Genomic DNA, 23,980 nt, shown 5'->3' on the forward strand with positions numbered 1-23,980 from the left:
GAAGAAAAGGAGTGATAGGAAGCGCTTTCCCTGTATCTACTCCTTCTTTTCTATCCTATTAAACTGTTTTTTCAACTTTTAAAATCTTAACATCATAGCTTCCAGCAGGTGTTTCGATTGTAGCAATATCACCTGTTTTCTTACCAATCAAGGCTTGACCAATTGGGCTTTCATTTGATACTTTACCTGCAAAAGCGTCTGCACCAGCTGAACCAACGATAATGTAAACTTCCTCTTCGTCTTCTCCAACTTCTTGGATGGTTACAGTTTTTCCAATGGCAACTTCATCTTGAGCAACTGCATCGCTATTAACGATTTCTGCATAACGAATTTTTGTCTCCAAGCTTGAGATTTGTCCTTCAACAAAGGCTTGTTCATCCTTAGCTGCTTCATACTCACTATTTTCGGACAAATCACCGTATGAACGAGCAATCTTGATACGTTCTACGACTTCAGGACGACGCACTAATTTTAATTCTTCTAATTCTTTTTCTAGTTTTTCCTTTTCTTCCAATGTCATTGGATAAGTTTTTTCTACCATTTTTCTCAACTTTCTTTTAATTTTTTAAATATATTTTACTTTTTTAAAGCAAAATTATGTGGAAAACCACATAATTTTAGTTTGTGCTATTTGATTGATGTAATTTACTATTGATATGTTCTTGAACGTTACGGTCATGTTCTTCTCGTGTTGTTGCATAGTAAACTTTACCATCTTGAACATTGGCCACAAAGTAGAGATAATCACTCTTTGTTTGATTGATACTTGATTCGATAGCATCTAAGCTTGGACTATCAACCGGTCCAGGCATAAGACCTACTTTTGTATAAACATTGTACGGTGAATCGATAGAGGTATCAATAGCTGCATCATCAGCAAGACTGATGTTTTGACCAAGTTTACCTTCTGCATAAAGGATAGCAATATTACTTTGAAGAGGCATATTTTGATTCAAGCGATTGTAGAAAATTCCAGCAATCAACTTACGATCCTCTGTTTTTGCTCCTTCTTTCTCAACAAGTGACGCAATTGTCAAGAGCTCATTAACAGTTAAGTTCTTTTCCTTGATAGCCGCATAATGTGGAGAGAGGTTCTTGTCCATAGCTGCAAGCATGTTATCAATTAAGCTTTCAATTGTAGTGCTTTCTTTGATAGCATATGTTGCAGGGAAAAGATATCCTTCTAAGCGATAACGGACACCGCTATCTTTAGCTGGTAAGCTTTCAAGTAAGTTTGGATATTTGGCAACCTCTTGGGCAATAAAGGTCTCATCTTGGACCTTAGCCATGAAAGCTTCTGCTGTCATAGGCTCTTTAAATTCACCTTGAAGTTGACCAACAGTATGAGCAATCTGTTCCAAAGTATAACCTTCAGGAATCGTTAATTCTGCAAGAGTAACTTCTTGAGGTTCAGGTGTGCCACCCTTTTGTAATTCTTTAATCACATCCTCAACACTCATGCTCTTTTGCAAGTTGTAATAACCAGACTTCAATTCAGTGTAGTTTTTATACTTGGCATATACTGTAAAGACCAAACCATTTTTAATGACTCCAGATTTTTCCAAAGCTGAACCAATTTGTTGTGTATTGGCTCCATCTGGAATTTGAACTCTCACATATTGTTTAGAATTTGGGTCTACAGGTTGTAGGGCTGATTTAGCATAACTAAGGCCAAAGAATCCACCAGCACCAAATAGAATCAATAGTACCAACGTTGTTACTAAACATCCTTTTAAGCGAGATTTTTTCTTTTTCTTAATTGGTTTTACAGATTCTCTACGACTTCTTCTAGGAAGTTCTGCCGCTTCAGTTTTATCTTCAGCATGATTTTCATTTGTAAACTCTTCTTTTCTTGAGGCAAAGCTTACTGCTTCATCTTCATCGGGAGAAGCATCTTGAGTTTGGTAAGAAACTGAAACCCTAGTTGGAATCGAGTATTTTTCTTCTTTTTCAGAGATTGTTTGAGGTGACTCAACTACCTCTTCTGCAGTTTCTTCTGTAACAGTTGGACGCGGAGGGACAACTGGTGCATTATCAATCAATTGGTCCACAGTTGAAACTGTTTTTGCAATTAACTCTTCTTCAGAAATACTTGGTTCTTTTTTTTCTGGAGTTGATTTAGAAGAATCTTCTAAAGCTGAAAAGAGATCATCAGTTTGTTCGGCTTCGTTGGCCTCTCTTTTAAGTCGTTCTAAATCGCGTAAAATTTGCTCTTTAAAACTTAACTTTTCTTCTTCATTTGAATTTTCGCTCAAAGGTATTTACCTCCTTGTTGATAATCCTTAATATTATATCTTAAAAACTAGAGAAAAGCAACCTTATAAGCCTTTCTCCCCTCTAATTCCTATTTTCCCAGACCATGTCATACCATTCTTCTCCAGCAAATTGAGACTTAGACTTGCCTTCATTCACAAAACCATGCTTTTCATAGTATTCAATGAGGTAGTCGTGGCAGGTCAGATTGATCCCCTCACGTTCATGCTTGAGAGCCACCTCCTTTAAGGCAGTTAAGAGTTTTCTTCCAAGCCCCAAGGATTGAGCCTTCTTTGCAACAGACAGACATGTCACAGATATATACCCACCTTCTTGATGACTGTGGTCTTCTATTTCTTCTGTAAAGGATTGGTCCTGCAAATAGCGATGAGGGACTACTGGACCTTCAATATAACCGAGAATCTCACCTTCTTTTTCTGCAACTAGAAAACTAGTTTTAATCTCCTTTAAATGTGCTTCAAAAACAGAGCGAGGTATGGCTTCTTCAATTGAGAAATTCTCTAATTCAATTTCCAAAATACGATCTAAGTCACTAAGTCTAGCTTGTCGAATAATCATAATTCCTCCTGGTAAAAAGGATTTCTCCAACACATAAGAAAGGCAACTTCACTGCTCCTTTCCTCTTCTACAATTCCTTGTTCCAGAAACCCATTCATTTCAAAGTAGGAAAGCAACTCATCTTTACAGAGCAAATAAATAGCTGGACTATTTTTCTGACAGGCAACTTCCTTGAGACTTGCAAGTAACAAGGTTCCAAAACCTTGTTTCTAAAGTCTGGATGTACGGATATCTCTTCAAGGATGATTGCGTTATCTCGCCTAAAACCTTCCTTACTAATAGTTACTATCCATTTGTCTAAAGAGTCGTTCGTGAGAATCGTCGCTGAGATATAAGCAATCCCTTGCTCATTCAGACTAGCTAAGAGAAACGTATCCGCAAAATTGCGGATACGTTCTTCTAATATTTCTCGAGTCAATATATCTTGGGAATTCTGGCTACTCTCTTGTATCAAACAAATTTGTTCAATATCTGAAAACTGAGCTTCCCTGATGTTGATTGAAAACTCCATATTTTTCCTTACTGAACATTGCTTGTCAAATTAGACAAAAGACGTTCAAATGAATATTCGTAGGTTTGGATATCGCCAGCTCCCATGAAGACATAGACAGCATTATCATGGTCTAGGAGAGGAGATACATTTTCAACAGTGATGACTTGATGTTTTTTATGAATCTTGTTTGCCAAATCTTCAACCTTGACATCTCCATGGTCAACTTCACGAGCTGATCCGTAGATTTGTGCGAGGTAAACTGCATCTGCTTGATTCAAGGCTTGGGCAAAATCATCCAACAAGGCAATTGTACGAGTAAAGGTATGTGGTTGGAAGATAGCAACAATTTCTTTACTTGGGTATTTCTGACGTGCAGCATCTAGAGTTGCGATAATTTCAGTTGGGTGATGCGCAAAATCATCGATGATAACAGTATCATTGACAATCTTTTCTGTAAAGCGACGTTTTACTCCACCAAAAGTCTTCAAGTGTTCACGTACTAAATTCAAGTCAAAGCCAGCAGTATAAAGTAAACCAATCACTGCTGTTGCATTCATGATATTGTGGCGACCAAAAGTTGGAATGTGGAATTGACCCAATTCTTGACCACGGAAGTGAACTGTAAAAGTTGAACCTGTCGTAGAACGTAGAAGTTCGCTAGCTACAAAGTCATTGCCCTCTGTTTCAAAGCCATAATAATAGATTGGAGCATCAGACGTAATCTTACGCAACTCTGGATCTTCACCATAGACAAACAAACCTTTGCTGATTTGTTTCGCATAATCATTGAAGGCGTTGAAGACATCCTCTAAACTTGTAAAATAGTCAGGGTGGTCAAAGTCGATATTAGTAATAATAGAGTACTCTGGGTGATATGGCATAAAGTGGCGTTCATACTCGTCTGATTCAAATACAAAATACTTGGCATTTTCAGAGCCACGACCTGTACCATCTCCAATTAGATAGCTAGTATCAGTAATGTGTGACAAGACGTGAGAAAGCATCCCAGTTGTTGAGGTCTTACCGTGTGCACCAGCAACCCCCATGCTGATAAAGTCACGCATAAAGCTACCAAGAAACTCATGATAACGTTTGTAGCTTAGCCCATTCTTGTCTGCATAGGCGATTTCAACGTTGTTATCTGGACGAAAGGCATTCCCAGCGATAATTTCTAAATCACCTTGAAGATTTTTCTCATCGAAAGGTAAAATTTTAATTCCTGCTTGCTCTAGCCCACGTTGTGTAAAGTAATATTTTTCCACATCAGATCCTTGGACCTTGTGCCCCATTTGGTGCAACATCAAAGCCAAGGCACTCATTCCTGATCCTTTAATTCCGATAAAATGATAGGTTTTTGCCATCTTTTTCCCCTTTACTCTGTCATCGTTGTCAAGTTTAATTCTTGAGCAATTTTACGTTCTTTTTCTGTTTGATTTACTTTTTTGTTATAAATCTGGCTTTTCTTTAGAAAATCATAATTATTCTTTTTTGGTCCGAGATGCTCTTCTTTGGTAGTTTGCTGCATCTGAGGTGTCATTTCAGCCAAAATATAATGGCTCTGAGTTAGTTTGTCACTATATTTGGTAAGCTCACCAGGATTTTCCTTTTGAAAAGGAGTTGTTGGCTGATTTGCCTGTCTAACTATATTATTTGAAGATTTATGACGTTTCGTAAAACTAACATCTTGAGTCAAATACTTTGCTGAACGTTTTCGTTTCAAATCAGCTCTTGCTTCCTCACGAGCTAGTTCAGCATAGGATTTTTCCTTGTGTTCAGACAGTTTCTCTGGCGCTTTAGTCAGTGACTTTTTTTCAGTAGTAATTGGGGAACACTCCAAGTAATTTTTATCTTGGTATTCTCCCTTGATGTTACTAATGAGATCCGACTCATCATATAAATTCATAAATGGCATCTCTGTCAGCATAATTTCATCATCTGACACTATTGGAAATCGTTCTAGCTTCATTTTTATTTCCTTTCAATACTCCATTATAGCGTAAAGTCTTGATTTTTCAAGTCTTGGCTTCAGAAATTCCTAATATTTCTTGAATTTCAGAAAGTGTGAGACTTCCACGAGACTCTGTTCCGTCCAAGACTTCTGAGACCAGATTTCTTTTCTGCTCTTGTAGCTCTTGAATCTTCTCTTCAATTGTTCCTCGAGTTACTAGGCGATATACTTCAACAGCTTGTTCTTGTCCCATACGATGAGCCCTACCAATAGCCTGCGATTCAACTGCTGGATTCCACCATAGGTCGACCAAAATAACTGTGTCCGCACCAGTAAGATTGAGACCAACTCCACCAGCTTTTAGAGAAATCAAAAATACATCGCATTCTCCTTGGTTAAAAGCCTTGGTCATTTCTTGGCGGTCCTGTGAAGGAGTTGAACCTGTAACCTTAAAGGAAGTTAAGCCAAGCTGTGGTAACTCCTCTTCAATGCGGTCTAGCATCCCCCTAAATTGAGAAAAGATGAGTACACGATGATTTCCTTCAGCAATCTGACTCAGCAAATCTCGTAAACTATCAAGTTTCCCGCTATCTCCCTTGTAATCCTCTATAAATAAGGCTGGAGTATCACAAATCTGGCGGAGACGCATGAGGCCTGTTAAAATTTCGACACGATTTCGTTGAAATTCTGCAGCTGTCACATGCTCTATACGTTCTTGCATCTGTTGCAGTTGAGCTAGATAGATGGCCTTTTGCTGATCTTCCAGTTCATTTTTATAAACGACTTCTATCAGGTCAGGCAATTCAGTTAGGACTTCTTCTTTTTTACGACGCATGACAAATGGTTTGATAAAATGAGCCACTCTCTCAGCCGGTAATTTCATAAAGTCTTTTTTTGCTGGTAAAAGTCCTGGCAAGACTATTTGAAAAATAGACCACAATTCGCCAATGTTATTTTCAATCGGTGTTCCAGATAGAGCAAAAACTGATGGTACCACAAACTTTCTCAACGTTTTCGCAATTTTAGTCTGGGCATTTTTCATCACCTGGGCTTCATCTAGAAATAGAAAGTCAAAAGATAAATCCTGATAAATCTCGCTGTCTTGCCTGAAAGTAGCATAACTAGTCACATAAATCTGATGTTTTTCTGCTAAAATAGTCTCGCGATAAGGCTTCAATCCATGCACAACAACTACATCCAAATTTGGTGCAAATTTTTGAAACTCATCGGCCCAATTATAGATGAGACCCGATGGAGCAAGAATCAAGACACGGCTATTCTCCTGAAGCTGGCTACTCAGAAAGGCAATAGCTTGCAAGGTCTTACCAAGTCCCATATCATCCGCTAAAATCCCACCAAATCCATAATGGTGAAGCATTTGAAGCCATTGAATCCCCTTTTTCTGATAATCTCTGAGATCAGCTTTGATATTCAGAGCTGTCATCGGAAAATCCTCTGGATGCGTCAAATCGTGGGCCAAATGACGAAATTCTTCGGTAAATGTTACTTGGTCTTGATCCTTAAAAAGATGAGAAAGGGTATAAGCCAAAGATTTGCGTGCATGGAAAGAATCACTCTCTATCTCTTCCATTCCCAAATCATCCAAATCCTGACGGATACGTTTGGTCTCTTCGTCGAAATAATAAACCTGGTTAGTGGAAGAAATATAATAATCTTGCTTTTCAACCAGAGCCTTCATTGCTCGATTGATTTCTTCTTGATCTATATCTTGAAAATCAAATTGAATTTCTAAAAGACTCCCCTTGGATGAGATATGAATTTGAGGTTTCTGAACCTGATAAAGATTTTGCAAGCTCTCAGAAATCTTTAATTCTCCAAGGGCTGCAAAGGCTGGTAAAACTTCCTGAAAGAAAGCATGGACACTTTCTGCTTTTAGGCTTTGACGCCATGATTGAAATTCCGCTTCAAAGCCTGCTGATAGAGCCAATTGAAAAATCTGTTTCTCTAGTTGAATATCACTAGCAAAAGGGAGGTTCTCCAGTTCATTACGGTTCCTAACTAAGCAAGTTTCATACTGAAACTGCATATCTAGACGAATTGAACCATCTTCTTCTCGTTCCATGTAGAAAGAAGGACGGAAAGAGTGGATTTGAAGACCATCAGGAATAGCAACTGTTCCAAGGTTTTTAAAGCGTGATAAGGTTGATGCTAAGCGATCTCGAACGCTACTATCAAACTGCAAGATTTTCCTGCCACTATGATCTAAAGGAACTTTTCTAAGCGCATCTAATAAACTAGCCTGTTTTTTCGTCATCAGGTAAAATTTGCCTTTAGAGAATAAGACTTGTCCCCCATAAAAGACATTGACCCCTGTCCGTTCGAGGATTTCCATCTCATAATAGTTGGATTGTTCTTTAATCTCAAAAGAAAACAAACCTGCTTGACCATCAAAATCTTGGAAAAGAAGATGATGATATGTTGTAAGCTGGTGATCAAATTGGAATACATCTAAGCCCATCAGAAGACTGACACCTTGCTCAAAAAAAGTCTTAGGGAAATAGAGATGTCGCCCTTGATTTTGGAAAAAAGTAGGATTGTCTCTTTTCTCCTCAATCAAGCCTAGCAAGAAACTCAAAACTTCTTGGCTGGCTTTATCAAATTGTTCAAGTCTTAATGAAGACTCGTAATGTTTTCCTATCATGTAAGGTTTTGAAAGCTCTATGACTTTTAAGAAAAGAGGGATATCCCTAATCACATAAAACTTTTCTTGCTTAGAAAGACCAATTCTTAAGGTCCAGATAATACGATTAGTTCCTGCTTCTACCTGACCCTGTGCAGAAAGCTGATAAATGTTGGATTGACATGGCATTTGGATAGACTTTAAGAATTCTCCTCCAAAAGTCACTTGCGTCTCAACAGTCTCCTTCTCTTCCTGATTAGCCTCCAGATTAAGTAAAATATTTTGTCCTAGTTGGTCATTTTTTAGGTAATATTCCAATGCCGCTAAATGAACACAGTAACCTCTTTTTTTGAAAAAAGCACAGGTACAAAAAATCAAATCGTCATCCAAACTATAGCGAATTTCTTCATCCGCTACACGCGCATAGATACGATACTCTTGTTCTTTGATGATTTCAATCTGACCAGTTTCGTAGAGTTCTACTCCCTCCATTCGAAGCTTTCCTGGAATCAATTTAGCCATAGTTTCCCCTTTACTTTATCTCTTAATTATACCACATTTCTGCCTATAAAAATAGCCTTCTAGGAGTACTTTTCTCCTAAAAGGCTAGATTTTTAATAATTTGAAAAAGTGGCAATGATTCGTTGACAAACTTCTTCCAAGACAGATGTAGGCATGGCTACATTCAAGCGAGCGTGAAGGGCTCCTTCTTCACCAAAGTCCAAGCCCCTATTCAGGATAACCTTGGCTTCGTCTCTTAAGACTTTTCTTAGTTCTTCATCGCTAATTTCATAGGCTGAAAAATCAAGCCAAATAAGATAGGTCCCTTGAGGTTTCATGACCTTGATTTTAGTTTCTTTATCAAACAAATCGACTACATAATTGATGTGTTTCTCGATTAGTTCTTTGAGTTCTGACAACCAATCTTCCCCATAGCGATAGGCTGCTTCTGTTGCCAAATATCCTAAACCTGAGATTTCATGTTGATTATTAGCCAGCTGACGTTTTTGGAAAGCCACTCTCAACTTTGGATTTTCGATAATGGCGTAGGAATTCTTTGTTCCCGCAATATTAAAGGTCTTGGTAGCGCTGCTTAGAATCAGAGAAAATTCTTTAAAATCTTCATTTACTGTATTGAATGACTGGTGTTTATGTCCAAACAAGGCTAAGTCTTGGTGGATCTCATCAGATACCAACAAAACTCCATGTTTTTGACAAAGTTGTCCAATCTTCTCCAAAACCTCTTTTTCCCAAACACGTCCACCAGGATTATGAGGATTGCAGAGAACGTAGAGTTTCACATCCTCTTCGACAAAATCCTTCTCCAATTGATCAAAGTCAATCTCAAAAAGTCCGTCTTTTTCTACTAGAGAGTTGGTGATTAGTCTACGATTATTGAGCTTAATACTGCGAGCAAAAGGAGGATAAACCGGTGTATTAATGAGGACTGCTTCACCTTCCTTGGTGAAAGCTTGAATGGCTGTTGAAATGGCAGGTACCACTCCCTCGATAAAGACTAGGGCATCCTTATCAAAGCGATAACCATGCTGCTTTTCCTCCCAATTTTGAACAGCTTCAATCAATCCATCACTAGCATAGGTATAGCCATAAACTAATTGCTCAGCATAGTCATGGACTGTCTGACGAATCTCAGGTAAGACTTCAAAGTCCATATCAGCGATCCAGGCTGGCAATACTTGACGGTCAGTCTCTGCTTCTTTCCATTTGTAGGTATGATGTCCAAAACGATTGGGCAAGGTCGTAAAATCATATTTTCCCATAGTTTTATCATCCTTCCAAGGCTTGACGCAAGTCTTCAATCAAATCTCTAACATCCTCAATACCAATAGACAAGCGTAAGAGGTCATCTGTCAATCCATAAGAATGACGAACCTCTGCAGGAATATCTGCATGGGTTTGAGTTGTTGGGTAAGTAATCAGACTTTCTACACCACCCAGACTTTCAGCAAAAGAGAACACTTTCAAGGTGTTTAAGATATGAGGAATACGCTGCTCATCAGCCACTTTAAAGGAAATCATCCCCCCACGACCTGTATACAAAACTTCTTTGACAGCAGGTGATTGTTCCAAAAAGGCTACGATTTCTTGAGCATTAGCTGTTGAGCGCTCCATACGAAGTGACAAGGTTTTAAGACCACGAATCAATTGATAACTATCAAATGGTGACAAAACAGCCCCTGTTGTGTTGAGATTGTAAAAGAGTTTTTCGTATAAATCCGCACTATCTGTCACAACCACACCAGCTAGAACATCATTATGTCCTGCAAGGTATTTTGTCGCTGAATGAAGGACGATATCTGCACCATCTTCAATTGGACGTTGATAGATTGGACTGTAGAAGGTATTGTCCACGACAACTTTAGCACCCTTAGCATGAGCTAATGTTGACAATTTTTCAATATCAAATTCCAACATCAAAGGGTTGGTTGGTGTTTCAATATAGAGTACATCCACATCCTTTTCTAGTTCGGCAATTAACTCTTCTTCTGTGTTTGCATAAGTAAAGTGGAAACGACCTTCTTGCTCAACTTGATTGAACCAGCGGAAAGAACCACCGTAAAGGTCACGAACAGCCAAAACCTTACTTCCTACTGGGAAGACACTAAAGGCCAACACAATCGCCGACATACCTGAACTAGTCGCTAAAGCGTACTTGGCTGATTCAATAGCTGCCAAGACTTCCTCTGCCTTGCTACGAGTTGGGTTTTTGGTGCGGGTATAGTCAAATCCAGTTGATTGACCAAATTCTGGATGCTGATAAGTCGTTGAAAAGTGAATAGGTGTCACCAAAGCACCTGTTGCTTCATCAGACTTGATCCCTGCTTGGGCTAAAATTGTATTTATGTGGAAATTTTTACTCATACAATACCTCCGATTCTATAGTAACTATTGTACCACTTATTTTGGATCCTTCGTTTTCTTGTTTTCAAGAGCTAGTTATAGTTTAAAACTATATGAAAAACGATAACCTCATCAAAGGTTACCGTTTTTAAATTTAGAGTCATTATTTAACGTGTTTAGCTAATTCTTCTTGAGCTTTCTTGTTAGATTCTTCTTTTTCTTTCAGCCATTTTTGTCTAGCTTCTTCATACTCAGCCGTTGTGACAACCTTATCTTGCAACTTAACGTATTTGTATGATTCAACACCCTTGTTACCTGCTTGAGAGAAGGCAGCAGAGAATGGAACTGTTTTTCTCAATGTAGGTGTTCCACCTTGAGATACGTTTGGAATTGCTAGAGAGCTGTCCACCAACCATGCTTGAGCTTCAGCATATTTGTCATAACGTTTGTTCAAATCTTGTTCAGCATTAGCCTCTTCCAGCATCTTAGTATAGGTATCCAAACCAACTGCAGTTGCTTTAGTATTACTTTCACCAGGTTCTAATCCAAGGTTTTGCAATGAACCACCACTTGTTAGGCTAAGAGTATCAAGGTAAGTTGACGGGTCTTGATAGTCAGGTCCCCAACCACCGTTGTAGAGGTCATAGTCCTTTTGAGCAGCTGTATTGGCTAGATAACCAATACTATTCATTTCATCAGTAGTCAACATTTGAATATCAATGACCACATTTTCTGCACCTAGGACAGATTCAACCGATTGTTTGAAGGAACTTGCCTCTAACACACCCTTCTTAAAGGTTTGGTCAACCGGTAAATCCAGGTGAATTGGGAATTGAACACCTTTGGCTTCCAATTCTTTCTTGGCTTGAGCAAAAGCTTCTTTGGCCTTATCGGCATTATAGTAAGCATCTTGGGCATCGGCAAAGTTCATATTTTGCCATACTTCACCGTAATTGACCATCTTAGAAGCTACGACATCACCAAAATCTTTCCCTTCAAGAGTAACGAATGTCGGTGGGACAAGCAAGTTTCTGACGATCTTAGTTGCTCCATCTTCCCCTTGAGATTGGGCACCATAAGCAGTACGGTCATAGGCAAAGTTCATAGCTTGACGGAAAGATTTATTCAAGACCGCTTCCTGTTGAGCTGTCTTTTCAGCATCTGTCGTTTTTGAGGTGTGATTATATGATTTTCTATCTAGGTTAAAGTTAAAGTAGAAAGAAGTGGCATTTTGCATGCTGTAGATAATATTATCTTTGTTCTTTTCCTTAATCCCTTCGAAGCTCGAACTATTCGGATAGAGTCGGGCGTAACTGTAAACCCCTTCCATGAAGTTACGTGCCAAGGCATCTTGGTCACTTCCATCGTAGTAAGTCAACTTCACTTCGTCTACGAATACATTTTTTGCATCCCAGTAATTTGGATTCTTCTTGTATTCAATAACAGACTTAGATGTGAATGATTTGAGAATAAACGGACCATTATACAAGATATTTGCTGGGTCCACCTTACCAAAATCATCCCCTTTTGAGTTCAAGAAATCAGTATTTACGGGGAACAGAATAGTCGCAGTTGTTTTTGAGTTCCAATAAGGTTCTGGTTGTGTCAAAGTATATTGAACAGTCTGGTCGTCAATAGCTTTCACTCCAACTGTTGAAAAGTCTGTAGTTTTTCCGCTAACATAGTCTGCCAAACCAGCAACAGAATCTTGCACTAGATACAAGGCTTCTGAATTTTTATCCGCAGCATACTTCAATCCTGTCACAAAATCTTGTGCTGTCACTGGTGCATACTCTTCACCATCTGCTGTATACCATTTGGCGTCCTTACGAAGTTTGTAAGTATAAGTCAAACCATCTTTGGAAACAGTCCAATCTTCCGCCAATGAAGGAATGTAGTTCCCGTATTGATCATTTTCCATCAAACCATCAACCAAGTTTGTCACAACATCACCTGTTGTTGCACGGTTTTCTAGGAGATAGTTAAGACTTGAGGGGTCATTACCATATACATAATTATATGTCTTTGTAGAACTAGCTGAGTTGCTACAAGCCGCCAATAGCAGACCGGCACTTAGGGCAACGCCTGCTAGCGTCAGATATTTTGCCTTAGACTTTTTCATAAACAGAACCTCCAAATTTAAATTTTTGTATCATTATACAGCTATTGTTTTTTTTAGTCAAGTCTTATTCTCTAAAAATTTATTTTTTTCTATATTTTTTATATTTTTTTGTATTTTTTCAAGAAAAAAAGAACAATTTAGACCTTTTTACGTAAAAAGTTCAAATCGTTCGTTTTATTTATTAAATATTATGATAATTTTAAGCGCGCTCGTAACTGGTCCGCTTTTGCCTGACCAATAACCTTATCCAAGAGTCGAGTATATAGACTCATGACTCCATAGAGCCCACCACCAATTGTACCAATTAAGGCGACATATATGAAGCTCCATAAACGTCCAGTTGGATGGAAGACAAGTCCAAAAATCCATTGCAAGAATCCAACCAGAATAAACATGACTAAAGTTAAAATAGTGACTAAGATTGTTCTCTTCAAGATAATCTTTCGGCGAGCACCTGTAATCTGACAGATTTCACGGTACATTAAAACAATTGGGATGATGAGACCGATGGTCGTTGAAATTAATGGTCCATAACTGTGGAAAATCGCTATTGATGGTAGTTGTAAAACGATCTTAGCAAGCGAACCATAGATAAAATATAGAACTGCCTTACGGTTACGGAACATAGCCTGAAGCATTGGAGACAAGACCATGTACAAACCTAGGATTGTTGACTGCAAGACTGCAAAGACAAACAAGCCCAAAGCCAAACTATCAGGTTTACCGTAAAAGACTGTATAGAGGGGTTCCCCTACCATGACTACTCCAACCGTTGCAGGTAGTAGGAATAAGAAGAGCATGGTAATACTATCTTGCACCAACCGAGAAGCTGCTGGTAAATCACCCTTGACATAGTTCTCGGTCAAGAGGGGCAAACCAACGCTACCGATTGATACTCCTACGGAAATCAAAATCATGGTGATTTTATTAGGATTGGCAGAGAAATAAGAAAACATGACAACCAAATCTTCATTACTATAGTTGGTAAACCACTTCATGCTATTGATAAAGGTCATTTGGTCCAAGATTTGGAAAAGTTGAATAGCTGAACCTGTTATAATAAATGGAATAGCTTCCTTAATCGTATCAACCAGCAGACTCTTACTATCAATCTTATCTCGGGTTTCAAAAACTTTTTGAAGTAACCCTTCTTTATAAAGGAAATAAAACAAGACTGTAAAACTAGCTACCATTCCCACAAAAGCCGCAAAGGTAGATTGGGTAACTGCTGATAGATAATCTTTTGAACCAAGCTTCATAATGATAAAGGTCGCTAAGAGCATCCAAATAACACGGATAACCTGCTCAGCGATTTGGCTCATAGCATAAGGCTTGAGATTATTCATCCCTTGGAAAAATCCACGGATAACACTCATAGATGGGAAAATCAAGACCGCCCACGCTAAACTTTGCATAATTGGAATTAAGTCCTTACCGACTCCGGAAAGGTCCGCCAACCAAGGTGCAAAGAGGTATAAGATCAAGGCAAAGGCAAGTCCCAGCACAGTCATAAAGCCCAAGAAACTTCGAATCAGGGCAAAACTATGCTCTTCTTCTTGCATGGTATTGTATTTAGCGACTTGCTTAGCAACTGCAACTGGAATACCTGCTGTCGAAATCAACAAGAACCAGGCGTAGATATTATAGCCCATGGTAAAGAGACCGTTAGCCGTTGCAGCATAAGTCCCCATCCAGATATACCATGGGATAATGTAGATAGCCCCGAGGAGGCGACTGATAAAGTTACTTGCTGTTAGCCAGGCAGTCCCTCGTAACATCTGGGCCTGCTGATGATTATTTTCGTTAGACATAACTTCCTCATTCAATTTTAATAACTAGGAAATGTTCCTTATCTTCCATTATAAACTTTTCCTTGTTACTTGTAAAATTCAGACTTTCGGTTTACAATAGAAAGTATGATAAAGATTGAAACCGTATTAGATATTTTAAAAAAAGATGATCTCTTCCGCGAGATTATCGACCAAGAACATTACCATTATTTATACAGTGATGTCGTTTTTAATAGCATCTGCTACGATAGTCGAAAAGCTCAAGAAAATAGTCTCTTTTTTGTCAAAGGAGCAGCCTTCAAAAAAGAATTTCTCCTTTCGGCAATTGAACAAGGGATCGGTTGGTATGTAGCGGAACGGGATTATGAAGTCGGTATTCCCGTTATTGTCGTTAGCGATATTAAGAAAGCCATGAGTTTGATTGCCATGGAGTTTTATGGCAACCCTCAGGAGAAATTAAAATTACTTGCTTTCACTGGTACTAAAGGAAAAACAACCGCAGCTTATTTCGCCTACAACATCTTAAATCAACAACATCGTCCAGCTATGTTATCAACCATGAATACGACCTTAGACGGCAAGACTTTCTTTAAATCTGCCCTGACTACTCCTGAGAGTATTGATCTCTTTGAGATGATGGCGCAGGCAGTTGATAATGGAAGAACCCATCTTATCATGGAAGTATCTAGTCAAGCCTACTTGGTTAAGCGAGTCTACGGTCTCACTTTCGATGTAGGAGTTTTCCTCAATATCAGTCCTGACCATATTGGTCCTATTGAACATCCGACATTTGAAGATTATTTCTACCACAAGCGTCTCTTGATGAAAAATAGTCGAGCAGTTGTCATTAATAGCGATATGGATCACTTCTCTGTTCTGAAAGAACAAGTTGAGAACCAAGACCATGACTTCTACGGTAGCCAATCAAGTAACCAAATCGAGAACTCCAAAGCCTTTAGCTTCTCAGCTACTGGTAAATTAGCTGGAGACTATGATATTCAGTTGATCGGGCACTTCAATCAAGAAAACGCTGTCGCTGCAGGACTTGCCTGTCTTCGTCTAGGTGCTAGTCTGGATGACATCAAAAAAGGGATTGCGACTACTCGTGTTCCTGGTCGTATGGAAGTTCTCACCCAGAAAAATGGTGCAAAAGTTTTCATCGACTACGCCCACAATGGTGACAGTCTTAAAAAACTAATCTCTGTCGTTGAAACTCATCAAACTGGAAAGATTGCTCTAGTACTTGGTTCAACTGGAAACAAGGGAGAAAGCCGTCGTAAGGACTTTGGGCTTCTCCTCGATCAACATCCTGAAATTCAAGTCTTTCTAACAGCTGATGATCCAAACTATGAAGATCCGATGGCCATTGCAGATGAAATCAGTAGCTATATCCATCATCCTGTTGAAAAGATTGTCGATCGTGAGCAGGCTATCAAGGCTGCTATGTCTATCACAAGTCAAGAACTGGACGCTGTGATTATCGCTGGTAAAGGAGCTGATTGCTACCAAATCATCCAAGGTAAGAAAGAAGACTATCCTGGAGATGCTGCTGTTGCAGAACGTTATCTATAATAAATTAAAAGAAGGCTAGGAAAATTCCTAGCCTTTATTTTTTTATAAAGATGAGTCTTTCTTTATCAAATTCTACAGCTAACTCATATTTCCCCTCTACATTTTGAATGATGTAGCCTAACAAAACTAAACTATCGACAAAGATATCACGACGTTTCTGCATAAGCTGATCTTTTTTGAGAAATTTAAGCAAAAAGGTTGTCATATACTTGAGAGCATAATCAGGATTGACATCTCCTAAAATAGCATAGAGTGCCTGCTGATCATCGGTCAGCGGATACTGGTGCTTAACCTTATAAAAGTAATTAGACAAGGTCATCTTTTCCCTAGCAAAATCCGTATACTCTTCTAGGATAGCTGCATTGGTTTGATTACGTAATTCAGTCTGAAAATCTTTCTCCAGGATTTCTTGATAAACAGGACTATCATCTCTCACAAAGACTTCTTGGTCTAGTTCAAGAGATTCTGTAGATTCTAGAAATGGGAGATTGAGAGAATAGCGTTTGTTTTCACGAAGAATGAAACCAGCTTTAATATATTCCTCCAAGTACTTATCAACTGCAACCCCTGGAAACTGAGCCTTGATTTCACGGAGAATAACATCATCATGCTGATCAAGATAATCAACCAAATTTCTAAAGAATGGTTGTCGTGTCAAACGAGATGGATTAAAAATCTGAATCATGAAGATTCCTTTCTTTACATACTAAAAGTGGTGATGCTGCTAATTGACTCGGGTTAGTGCCAGGCTGATTCAAAGGTACAGGAAGTCCTAGTTCTCTATAATATTCACTCCAGAAATCACTGATTTCCTGTGTATCATTCCCAAACTTCATAGGAATGGTCTCAAAAATAGGGAGGATTTCTGCAATAAATTGGGAACAATAGAAACCATCTCCATCCGGATAAAAGGAAGAATTGTAGGGCGAACCCAAAAGGCTCTCTGCCTGCTTTTTGACTTCTTTGTGATCGATTTTCGGATAGCGATAAAGGTCATAGACTTTCTCAACTTCAAAGAAATCTTCAGGAGATTGGGCAAGGACGCCACCTTCCACCGTTGCATGATAAATGGAACCGTCCAAAAAGATGGCCACATGGCTATAGTGACCAGTAGATTCCTGGATGGCCTGTCCCATATCTGAACCATCTTTCACAAAAATCAAATCGCCATTTTCTAACATGATCTCCTCCTAGCAAAAAAGGAGTCGAAACTCCTTTTAACGATGGGTTTCCCCACCTATCATTATGCATTAAAGCTTTCTGTCAATTGTGGTACCACTTGTTTCTTACGTGAAACGGCACCTGGAAGGAAGGCATGGTTGTTTTCAAGTTTGAAATTGAAAGCTGCTTCTACCTTGTCCATATTAGCACCAAGAGCCAAAATTTCTGAGTTTGAATTCACAATATCAGTAATCATCAAAACAAAGTCAGAGTAGCCGTTAGCTGCATTTGCTACTTGAATGGCTGCTTCGATTTCAGCTTGGCGTTCCAAGACTTCAGCAATATCAACTGTATTGACTTGAGCCACACGAACATTGTTTCCGTTGAGTTCAAAAGTCTTAGCATCGATGCCGATCAATTCTTCTGCTGATTTGCTTGCCAAGTTGGTACCAGCTTTGAGCATTGAAAGACCGTATTCTTCCAAATTCACACCAGCCAATTCAGCCAATTCAGGCGCAATCACTTTATCAGATGGATGAGTTGTTGGAGATTTCAAAAGAAGGGTATCTGAAATCAAACCTGAAAGCATCAAACCTGCCAATTCTTTTGGCACTGCTACACCGTGTTCTTTGAACATGCGGTATACGATAGAAGATGATGATCCAACTGGTTCCAAGTGCATGTAAAGTGGGCTAGCAGTTTCAAAGTTAGCTACACGATGGTGGTCCACAACACCATAAACTTCTACTTCAGCGATATCTGAAACTGATTGTTGGAATTCATTGTGGTCAGTCAAAATAACTTGTTCTGCACCTTCTGCTTTAGCAGATGTGATCACGCGTGGTGCTTCAACACCAAAATAGTCCAATACGAAAGCTGTTTCTTCGTTTGGAGTTCCAAGAGCTACCGCTTCTGTATCCAAACCATAAGCTTCTTTAGCAAGATAAGCAAAGGCTACAGATGAACCGATAGCATCTGAATCTGGATTTTGGTGACCAAATACTAGAATCTTAGACATGATAATACCTCGTTTCTTTATTCTCTTTATTGTAGCATTTTTTTCAATTTTTGACAAAAATAAGAGGAGTCAAATGACTCCTCGCTACATGTCAAAAGTATCGACTAAATTTCTATTTTGATACTCTTTGAGATAATGTTCTTTTTGCATACGTGTCTTGCGCTTGAAAAGAGCTTCAGCAGACATGGCCTCTTCCTTACTATCAAAACCTTCTACATAGATAAGTGTCACCGGCAAACGAGCTCGTGTATACTTGGCACCTTTACCACTATTGTGGACAGCAACTCGTTTCTTCACATCTGTTGTATAGCCTGTATAGTAGGAACCATCACGGCACTCAACTACATACATATAAGCCTTATGATCCATAATAAATCTCTTGAATTTCTGGTGTGTAGGAACCATCACTATTATGAACAATGAGTGGTGGTAAAACCTTAAAGCCACTAGTGGAGCCGTCTTTGATAGCCTCAATCAAAAGCATATTGGCTTCCTTTTCCCGTTTAGGGTAGACAAATTGCAGCCGCTTTGGAGCTAAATTGTGTTGTTGAAGGGTTTCTAAAATATCTAACAAACGATCAGGACGATGAACCATGGCTAGACGCCCGTTAGATTTGAGTATACTTTGGGCACTACGACAAATTTCTTTTAGATTGGTCGTAATTTCGTGCCGAGCCAATAAGTAGTGTTCGCTTTCGTTCAGATTAGAATTTGCGTCCACCTTAAAATAGGGAGGGTTGCACAAAATCAAATCGACCTTGCTCCCCTGAATGTAGCTAGGCATATTTTTCAAATCATCACAAATAACCTGCATCTGCTCTTCTAAGCCATTTAAACGAACCGACCGTTCAGCCATATCAGCTAGGCGTTCTTGGATTTCTACAGAGAGAATTTTAGCCTTGGTACGACTACTGGCAAATAGTCCAACAGCTCCATTACCTGCACAGAAATCCACTATCAACCCATTTTTAGGAAAACGAGGAAAACGAGACAGGAGAACACTATCCACTGAATAGCTGAAAACCTCTCTATTTTGAATAATCTTGATATCTGTAGAGAAGAGTTGGTTAATGCGCTCTCCTGATTTTAATAATTGTTCTTCGTTCATACTTCTATTGCCACAAATTAAATAACATCAAAGATGGTTAGAAATTTATCAATTACTGTTTTTCTTTAAATGCTCCAAGGCTTCTCGAGTCCAAATAGGCATCATGCGACCAAGCGGTGCAAAACCATGTTTGATGCGGTCATTCGAAAAACGTCTTCGTCTAGGAAGTTGATGTTTTTCTTCTTCCAAGGTACGAATGGAAAGGCTAGCCTTTCCTGTATATTCGTCAAAATCTACTACCTGTACCTGGACTTCATCACCGATTTTTAAAACTTCGTAAATATTTTCGATAAATCCTGTCCGAATCTCTGAGATATGAATCAGTCCTGTCACTCCTGTTTCTAACTCAACAAAAGCTCCATAGGGCTGAATCCCAGTAATACGGCCATTTAGCTTATCACCGATTTTCATTTTAGTCCTCAATTTCAATAGTTTCAATGACTACGTCGTCAACTGGCTTGTCCATTGCACCTGTTTCGACACCTGCAATTGCATCCAGAACTTCATAAGAAGCTTCATCCGCAAGTTGACCAAATACTGTGTGACGACGGTCTAGGTGAGGAGTTCCACCTTGTTCAGCATAAATTTCCGCAATTGGTTCTGGCCAGCCACCACGAGCAATTTCTTTCTTAGAATATGGCAAGTGTTGGTTCTGTACGATAAAGAACTGGCTACCATTTGTATTTGGTCCAGCATTTGCCATAGAAAGAGCTCCGCGAACATTGTAAAGCTCTTCTGAAAATTCATCTTCAAATGACTCACCATAGATAGATTCGCCCCCCATACCAGTACCAGTTGGGTCTCCACCTTGAATCATAAAGTCTTTAATAATACGGTGGAAAATGACACCGTCATAGTAACCATCTTTTGATAGAGCAATAAAGTTGGCTACTGTTTTTGGTGCATGCTCAGGGAAAAGCTTGATGCGCATATCTCCATGATTTGTCTTAATAGTCGCAATTGGACCATCTACTGCTTCAATGTCTACTTGTGGAAAATGTAATTCTTTTTCTACCATACCAAATCCTTCTAAGGCATCAAAAATGCCATCTTCTTCTAATGTTTTTGTAACATAATCTGCTTTTTCTTTGATTATGTCATGAGAAATTCCCATAGCAACACAAATACCTGCATAATCAAAGAGTTCTAAATCGTTAAGTTCGTCTCCAAAAACCATGACGTTTTCAGGTTTTAAACCTAATTGGTCTACCACTTTGGCAACTCCAGCTGCTTTTGAGCCCGAAATAGGCACCACATCTGACGAATGTTCATGCCAACGAACTAGACGTAAAGTCGATGATAAGTTTTCAGGCAACGTCAAGTCATCTCCCTGATCCTCAAAGGTCCACATCTGATAAATATCTTCTTTTTGATAAAAATCAGGGTCCACATCTAAATCAGGATAAATTGGGTCAATAGCCTGGCTAATCATTTCTGTTCGTCTAGATAGTTTAGCCTCATGACTACCAACTAAACCGTAGTCAATCCCAACTTCCTTAGTCCAAGCAATATACTCTTCAACCTTATCTCTAGCAATTTTATTACTATATATGACATTACCCTTTTTGTCCTCAATATAAGCACCATTCAAGGTTACAAAGAAATCAGGTTTGAGGGCTTTAATCTCTGGTACGACGCCGAAAATACCTCGACCAGTCGCAATTCCTGTCAAGATTCCCTTCTCGCGTAATTGTTGAAACACTGTTGGAATAGTGCTTGGAATAAAGCCAGTCTTTGAATTTCGTAAAGTATCATCTATATCAAAAAAGATAATCTTAATCTTCTTAGCCTTGTATCTTAACTTGGCATCCATTGTAAGACCTCCTTTAATTCACTCTTTCCATTATACCATAAACACTAGTAAATTCCTTTCTTAAAAAAAGATGAAATTCTGCAACTAAGTCCAAAAAACACTAAAAAAGAGAACTAGTAAAACTAGTCTCCTCTTTACATTTTAGAATAGTTCAAGAGCAATCATGGTAATCATAGTCGCATCATAATAATTATCCAATGGTAAATCTTGCGTAAAAATGTATTTATTCTGTTGAAGGAGTTTAAGATTTCCTTCGACAGTATTGGCCGCATAAGTAATTGGTGCCAAGAAACTTCCTGCTTGATATTGATTTAAAGCATGACCTTGAAGATCATAACCTGCATAGATCCGTTTCTCTTTCATAAAGAAATTCATCATCTTTTGAACGATTTTCTGACTTCTTTCATCCTGACTTTGTGCCAAGTGGTAAGGCAAACGACAAGCGTTATAAGAGTAAGCTCCGTCGTATTGAGATTCAATGGTATTAGCATCAGCAACACGCACACCTGACTTCTCTACCCAGATAAAGTCTGGCAAGAGACCTGTCTCAGATTGAGAACTGATTTGCTCCAATTGCCCAAGCATTTTATCCTTAATATCGAGCCATTGTTTATCTCCAGTTAGATTATAAAATACTTGGAAATAATGAGGTAGTGTATCAGATGTTCTCATCAAATAGTAAAAATCCGTATTTTTTTGGGCCCAATTTCCTACCTTTAGAACACCAGTATCCTCGTTATAATTGAATCGAAGAATATCAATCAAGATACTTTTTGCTTGACCTTCATATTCCTGAGCCTTATCTGGCCACTGCTTAGCAGCTTCGATCAAGGAATAAGCAATATAGAGATCGCCATCTGTAGCATTGTGCTTTTCAACAGTTTCTTGTCCATTCTTGATAACCTGCTTCCAAGACATCAACTGAGTCCCCTCTAGTCGATGGTTTTTATAGTAACGATACAGGCTATCAAAATTCTCTTGATTGGCTTGTCCTTTTTGAGCTGCATAAACTGTCAAGAGCATACCGTAACTCTGAGCTTCTGATAAAACAGTTGTCTCATCGCCACTACTAGTCGTACGAACATAAGTTTGATCCCCATTTGAAACGAGGAACTGCTGACTCCATTGATGGTAGATACGATTACGCATTTCGATTTTGCTCCTTCCTCTTGCCAAGAACAAGGTTAGGCAAAAGATTGAAAGGATGAGAACAAACCATACATATTTTAATTTATTCAGTTTCATAATTCCTCCTAACCTGCAAAGCGCTTGGTTTTAACCCACTTAGTCTCTTTTCTGCGAAGAATCTTGTCCATGACAATTGAAGTAATCGAATCAATAGATACTATGATAAATAGTTGAGCATAAGTGAAATAGGCCAGCAAGGCCAACCAAACCTGCTTGCTTGTTGCTTGTCCAAATTGGCTGGCTAATGCAATCATAATCTGCATCAGATATAGACCAATCATCAGAATCCAGTTGAAAAGCATTAATTGAGTAATGTAAATATTGTTTGCATCAAAGGCAAATGGAATATCAAAGTCAGGGACAAATATACGCACAAGCATTGCGATTATATTAGCAAGGAAAATCAAATCCGAAAGAACAATGGCAAAGTTAAACCAAAAGAAGATACAAGAATAGTTAAAGACTTCTAACTTAACACGCCAGTTTCCTTTACCAAACAAGTGTTTAAAGTTTGATAGCACTACTTCATAGTTCCCTTTAGCCCAACGTTTCCGTTGCATATAGTAACTCTTTAAAGTTTCTGGCTCTTGTTGGAAAGCCTCTGAATTATAAGCAAGGGCAATCAATTTCCCACTCTGCATAATCTTAAAGGAGATATCGGTATCTTCTGTTAAGGCACCATTTCTCCAACCACCAATACTTTTTACAAACTCAGTCTGAATGATAAAGTTTGTTCCTGGGATACGACCAATCTTAAAGAGATGCCACATACCCACATGGTGAACGCGCTGGGTAACGACGATTTCTTGGTTGATACAACGTGTCAAGAAATTCTGATTTGCATTACGCGTCTTATTTCTACCAAAAGATGCCACATGACGTTCTGGATCCTTCATGACTTCCTTGACAAGGAAATAAAGAGCATTTTTTTCAGGCATAGCGTCAGCATCATAGACACAGATATAATCTCCAGTAGCCATCTCCAAAGCATCATTAAGAACTCCGGCTTTACCTCCTGTACCACTACGATTGATAATGGTCAGATTTCTTTCAGCATACTCTGGAATCGCTTTAACAGCTAGACACTCTTCATAAGTGTTATCTGAACAATTATCTGCAAACAAGAGCAATTCCACACGATCATGAGGATAATTCAAATCTAGGATAGCTTTAGCTGTCTGTGCAATAACCACATCTTCATTATGGGCTGGAACGACAATCGTCACCTTAGGATAGTATGGTAATGGTGTTGTATCTACACGAAAATCACTATGCTTGAACCAGAAGTGAACCGCTGAAAAGAGAATGACCAAGCCCCAGGCTAAGGAAACCCAGATAGAAATCAAGGTAAAAATCATCAATATTTGACTAATCATGATTCACCGCCTTAAAATTTTTATTCACTCGATGGTATAAAACTTTGTATGCAACA

20 protein-coding genes are annotated in these 23,980 nt (G+C 38.8%); 1 reads left to right on the forward strand and 19 read right to left on the reverse strand.

Annotated elements, in window-relative coordinates:
• Positions 1-58 precede the first annotated feature (58 nt).
• From greA to ACXYSN_RS03640, 10 genes are all read right to left on the reverse strand, one after another.
• Entirely contained in the window at positions 59-541 is a 483-nt protein-coding gene (gene greA / locus ACXYSN_RS03595) for a transcription elongation factor GreA (protein ID WP_004252406.1), read from the reverse strand.
• A 76-nt stretch (positions 542-617) separates the two neighbouring features.
• Positions 618-2,255: an endolytic transglycosylase MltG gene (mltG, locus tag ACXYSN_RS03600; RefSeq protein WP_458636182.1), complete on the reverse strand. Its 1,638-nt coding sequence runs from the start codon at positions 2,253-2,255 to the stop codon at positions 618-620.
• An 82-nt stretch (positions 2,256-2,337) separates the two neighbouring features.
• Positions 2,338-2,832, reverse strand: coding sequence for a GNAT family N-acetyltransferase (locus tag ACXYSN_RS03605; RefSeq protein ID WP_441348406.1), 495 nt, complete (start codon positions 2,830-2,832; stop codon positions 2,338-2,340).
• A gap of 519 nt (positions 2,833-3,351) precedes the next feature.
• Positions 3,352-4,686 carry a UDP-N-acetylmuramate--L-alanine ligase gene (murC, locus tag ACXYSN_RS03610; RefSeq protein ID WP_458636183.1) on the reverse strand — a complete coding sequence of 445 codons (1,335 nt, stop codon included), beginning with the start codon at positions 4,684-4,686 and terminating at the stop codon, positions 3,352-3,354.
• A gap of 11 nt (positions 4,687-4,697) precedes the next feature.
• On the reverse strand, positions 4,698-5,291 hold the full coding sequence (locus ACXYSN_RS03615) for a cystathionine gamma-synthase (RefSeq protein WP_458636184.1): 594 nt from the start codon (positions 5,289-5,291) through the stop codon (positions 4,698-4,700).
• Positions 5,292-5,337: 46 nt separating this feature from the next.
• Positions 5,338-8,436, reverse strand: a complete 3,099-nt coding sequence (locus tag ACXYSN_RS03620) for a DEAD/DEAH box helicase (protein ID WP_458636185.1) — start codon at positions 8,434-8,436, stop codon at positions 5,338-5,340.
• Positions 8,437-8,528: 92 nt separating this feature from the next.
• Complete coding sequence (locus tag ACXYSN_RS03625) at positions 8,529-9,695, reverse strand: MalY/PatB family protein (RefSeq protein WP_458636186.1); 1,167 nt, start codon at positions 9,693-9,695, stop codon at positions 8,529-8,531.
• Between the two features lie 7 nt (positions 9,696-9,702).
• Positions 9,703-10,797, reverse strand: a complete 1,095-nt coding sequence (locus ACXYSN_RS03630) for a cystathionine gamma-synthase (RefSeq protein WP_458636187.1) — start codon at positions 10,795-10,797, stop codon at positions 9,703-9,705.
• 142 nt (positions 10,798-10,939) lie between these two features.
• Positions 10,940-12,898, reverse strand: coding sequence for a peptide ABC transporter substrate-binding protein (locus tag ACXYSN_RS03635; RefSeq protein WP_458636188.1), 1,959 nt, complete (start codon positions 12,896-12,898; stop codon positions 10,940-10,942).
• 188 nt (positions 12,899-13,086) lie between these two features.
• Entirely contained in the window at positions 13,087-14,709 is a 1,623-nt protein-coding gene (locus ACXYSN_RS03640) for a putative polysaccharide biosynthesis protein (RefSeq protein WP_458636189.1), read from the reverse strand.
• Positions 14,710-14,814: 105 nt separating this feature from the next.
• On the opposite strand from ACXYSN_RS03640, the gene ACXYSN_RS03645 reads away from it, so the two are divergent.
• The gene (locus tag ACXYSN_RS03645; RefSeq protein ID WP_458636190.1) at positions 14,815-16,260 is read left to right on the forward strand and encodes a UDP-N-acetylmuramoyl-L-alanyl-D-glutamate--L-lysine ligase; all 1,446 of its coding nucleotides are present in this window, start codon (positions 14,815-14,817) and stop codon (positions 16,258-16,260) included.
• Between the two features lie 34 nt (positions 16,261-16,294).
• On the opposite strand, the gene ACXYSN_RS03650 is transcribed toward ACXYSN_RS03645, so the two are convergent.
• The 9 genes from ACXYSN_RS03650 to ACXYSN_RS03690 form a co-directional block, all read right to left on the reverse strand.
• On the reverse strand, positions 16,295-16,945 hold the full coding sequence (locus tag ACXYSN_RS03650; RefSeq protein ID WP_458636191.1) for a DUF1803 domain-containing protein: 651 nt from the start codon (positions 16,943-16,945) through the stop codon (positions 16,295-16,297).
• Positions 16,929-17,441, reverse strand: a complete 513-nt coding sequence (locus tag ACXYSN_RS03655; protein ID WP_458636192.1) for a YiiX/YebB-like N1pC/P60 family cysteine hydrolase — start codon at positions 17,439-17,441, stop codon at positions 16,929-16,931. Before ACXYSN_RS03655 ends, ACXYSN_RS03650 begins: the two co-directional genes overlap by 17 nt.
• A 62-nt stretch (positions 17,442-17,503) precedes the next feature.
• On the reverse strand, positions 17,504-18,439 hold the full coding sequence (locus ACXYSN_RS03660; RefSeq protein ID WP_458636193.1) for a manganese-dependent inorganic pyrophosphatase: 936 nt from the start codon (positions 18,437-18,439) through the stop codon (positions 17,504-17,506).
• A gap of 84 nt (positions 18,440-18,523) precedes the next feature.
• Entirely contained in the window at positions 18,524-18,808 is a 285-nt protein-coding gene (locus ACXYSN_RS03665; protein ID WP_235083956.1) for a GIY-YIG nuclease family protein, read from the reverse strand.
• Positions 18,798-19,547, reverse strand: coding sequence for a tRNA1(Val) (adenine(37)-N6)-methyltransferase (locus ACXYSN_RS03670; protein WP_235083955.1), 750 nt, complete (start codon positions 19,545-19,547; stop codon positions 18,798-18,800). The genes ACXYSN_RS03665 and ACXYSN_RS03670 overlap by 11 nt, the downstream gene beginning before the upstream one ends.
• Positions 19,548-19,595: 48 nt before the next feature.
• Positions 19,596-19,958 (reverse strand): S1 RNA-binding domain-containing protein, encoded by a 363-nt coding sequence (locus ACXYSN_RS03675; protein WP_025169983.1) that lies wholly within the window; start codon positions 19,956-19,958, stop codon positions 19,596-19,598.
• A 1-nt stretch (position 19,959) separates the two neighbouring features.
• Complete coding sequence (locus tag ACXYSN_RS03680) at positions 19,960-21,360, reverse strand: bifunctional Cof-type HAD-IIB family hydrolase/peptidylprolyl isomerase (RefSeq protein ID WP_458636194.1); 1,401 nt, start codon at positions 21,358-21,360, stop codon at positions 19,960-19,962.
• Between the two features lie 141 nt (positions 21,361-21,501).
• Positions 21,502-22,605: a glycosyl hydrolase family 8 gene (locus tag ACXYSN_RS03685; protein ID WP_458636195.1), complete on the reverse strand. Its 1,104-nt coding sequence runs from the start codon at positions 22,603-22,605 to the stop codon at positions 21,502-21,504.
• Positions 22,606-22,613: 8 nt separating this feature from the next.
• On the reverse strand, positions 22,614-23,924 hold the full coding sequence (locus tag ACXYSN_RS03690; protein WP_458636196.1) for a glycosyltransferase family 2 protein: 1,311 nt from the start codon (positions 23,922-23,924) through the stop codon (positions 22,614-22,616).
• Positions 23,925-23,980 lie beyond the last annotated feature (56 nt).

The sequence above is a fragment of the Streptococcus sp. V869 genome (genome assembly GCF_054353515.1).

Coding starts and splice junctions, on each gene's coding strand:
- greA (WP_004252406.1), bottom strand. CDS start 541: ATGGTAGAAAAAACTTATCCAATGACATTGGAAGAAAAGGAAAAACTA.
- ACXYSN_RS03605 (WP_441348406.1), bottom strand. CDS start 2,832: ATGATTATTCGACAAGCTAGACTTAGTGACTTAGATCGTATTTTGGAA.
- murC (WP_458636183.1), bottom strand. CDS start 4,686: ATGGCAAAAACCTATCATTTTATCGGAATTAAAGGATCAGGAATGAGT.
- ACXYSN_RS03615 (WP_458636184.1), bottom strand. CDS start 5,291: ATGAAGCTAGAACGATTTCCAATAGTGTCAGATGATGAAATTATGCTG.
- ACXYSN_RS03620 (WP_458636185.1), bottom strand. CDS start 8,436: ATGGCTAAATTGATTCCAGGAAAGCTTCGAATGGAGGGAGTAGAACTC.
- ACXYSN_RS03625 (WP_458636186.1), bottom strand. CDS start 9,695: ATGGGAAAATATGATTTTACGACCTTGCCCAATCGTTTTGGACATCAT.
- ACXYSN_RS03630 (WP_458636187.1), bottom strand. CDS start 10,797: ATGAGTAAAAATTTCCACATAAATACAATTTTAGCCCAAGCAGGGATC.
- ACXYSN_RS03635 (WP_458636188.1), bottom strand. CDS start 12,898: ATGAAAAAGTCTAAGGCAAAATATCTGACGCTAGCAGGCGTTGCCCTA.
- ACXYSN_RS03640 (WP_458636189.1), bottom strand. CDS start 14,709: ATGTCTAACGAAAATAATCATCAGCAGGCCCAGATGTTACGAGGGACT.
- ACXYSN_RS03645 (WP_458636190.1), top strand. CDS start 14,815: ATGATAAAGATTGAAACCGTATTAGATATTTTAAAAAAAGATGATCTC.
- ACXYSN_RS03650 (WP_458636191.1), bottom strand. CDS start 16,945: ATGATTCAGATTTTTAATCCATCTCGTTTGACACGACAACCATTCTTT.
- ACXYSN_RS03655 (WP_458636192.1), bottom strand. CDS start 17,441: ATGTTAGAAAATGGCGATTTGATTTTTGTGAAAGATGGTTCAGATATG.
- ACXYSN_RS03660 (WP_458636193.1), bottom strand. CDS start 18,439: ATGTCTAAGATTCTAGTATTTGGTCACCAAAATCCAGATTCAGATGCT.
- ACXYSN_RS03665 (WP_235083956.1), bottom strand. CDS start 18,808: ATGGATCATAAGGCTTATATGTATGTAGTTGAGTGCCGTGATGGTTCC.
- ACXYSN_RS03670 (WP_235083955.1), bottom strand. CDS start 19,547: ATGAACGAAGAACAATTATTAAAATCAGGAGAGCGCATTAACCAACTC.
- ACXYSN_RS03675 (WP_025169983.1), bottom strand. CDS start 19,958: ATGAAAATCGGTGATAAGCTAAATGGCCGTATTACTGGGATTCAGCCC.
- ACXYSN_RS03680 (WP_458636194.1), bottom strand. CDS start 21,360: ATGGATGCCAAGTTAAGATACAAGGCTAAGAAGATTAAGATTATCTTT.
- ACXYSN_RS03685 (WP_458636195.1), bottom strand. CDS start 22,605: ATGAAACTGAATAAATTAAAATATGTATGGTTTGTTCTCATCCTTTCA.
- ACXYSN_RS03690 (WP_458636196.1), bottom strand. CDS start 23,924: ATGATTAGTCAAATATTGATGATTTTTACCTTGATTTCTATCTGGGTT.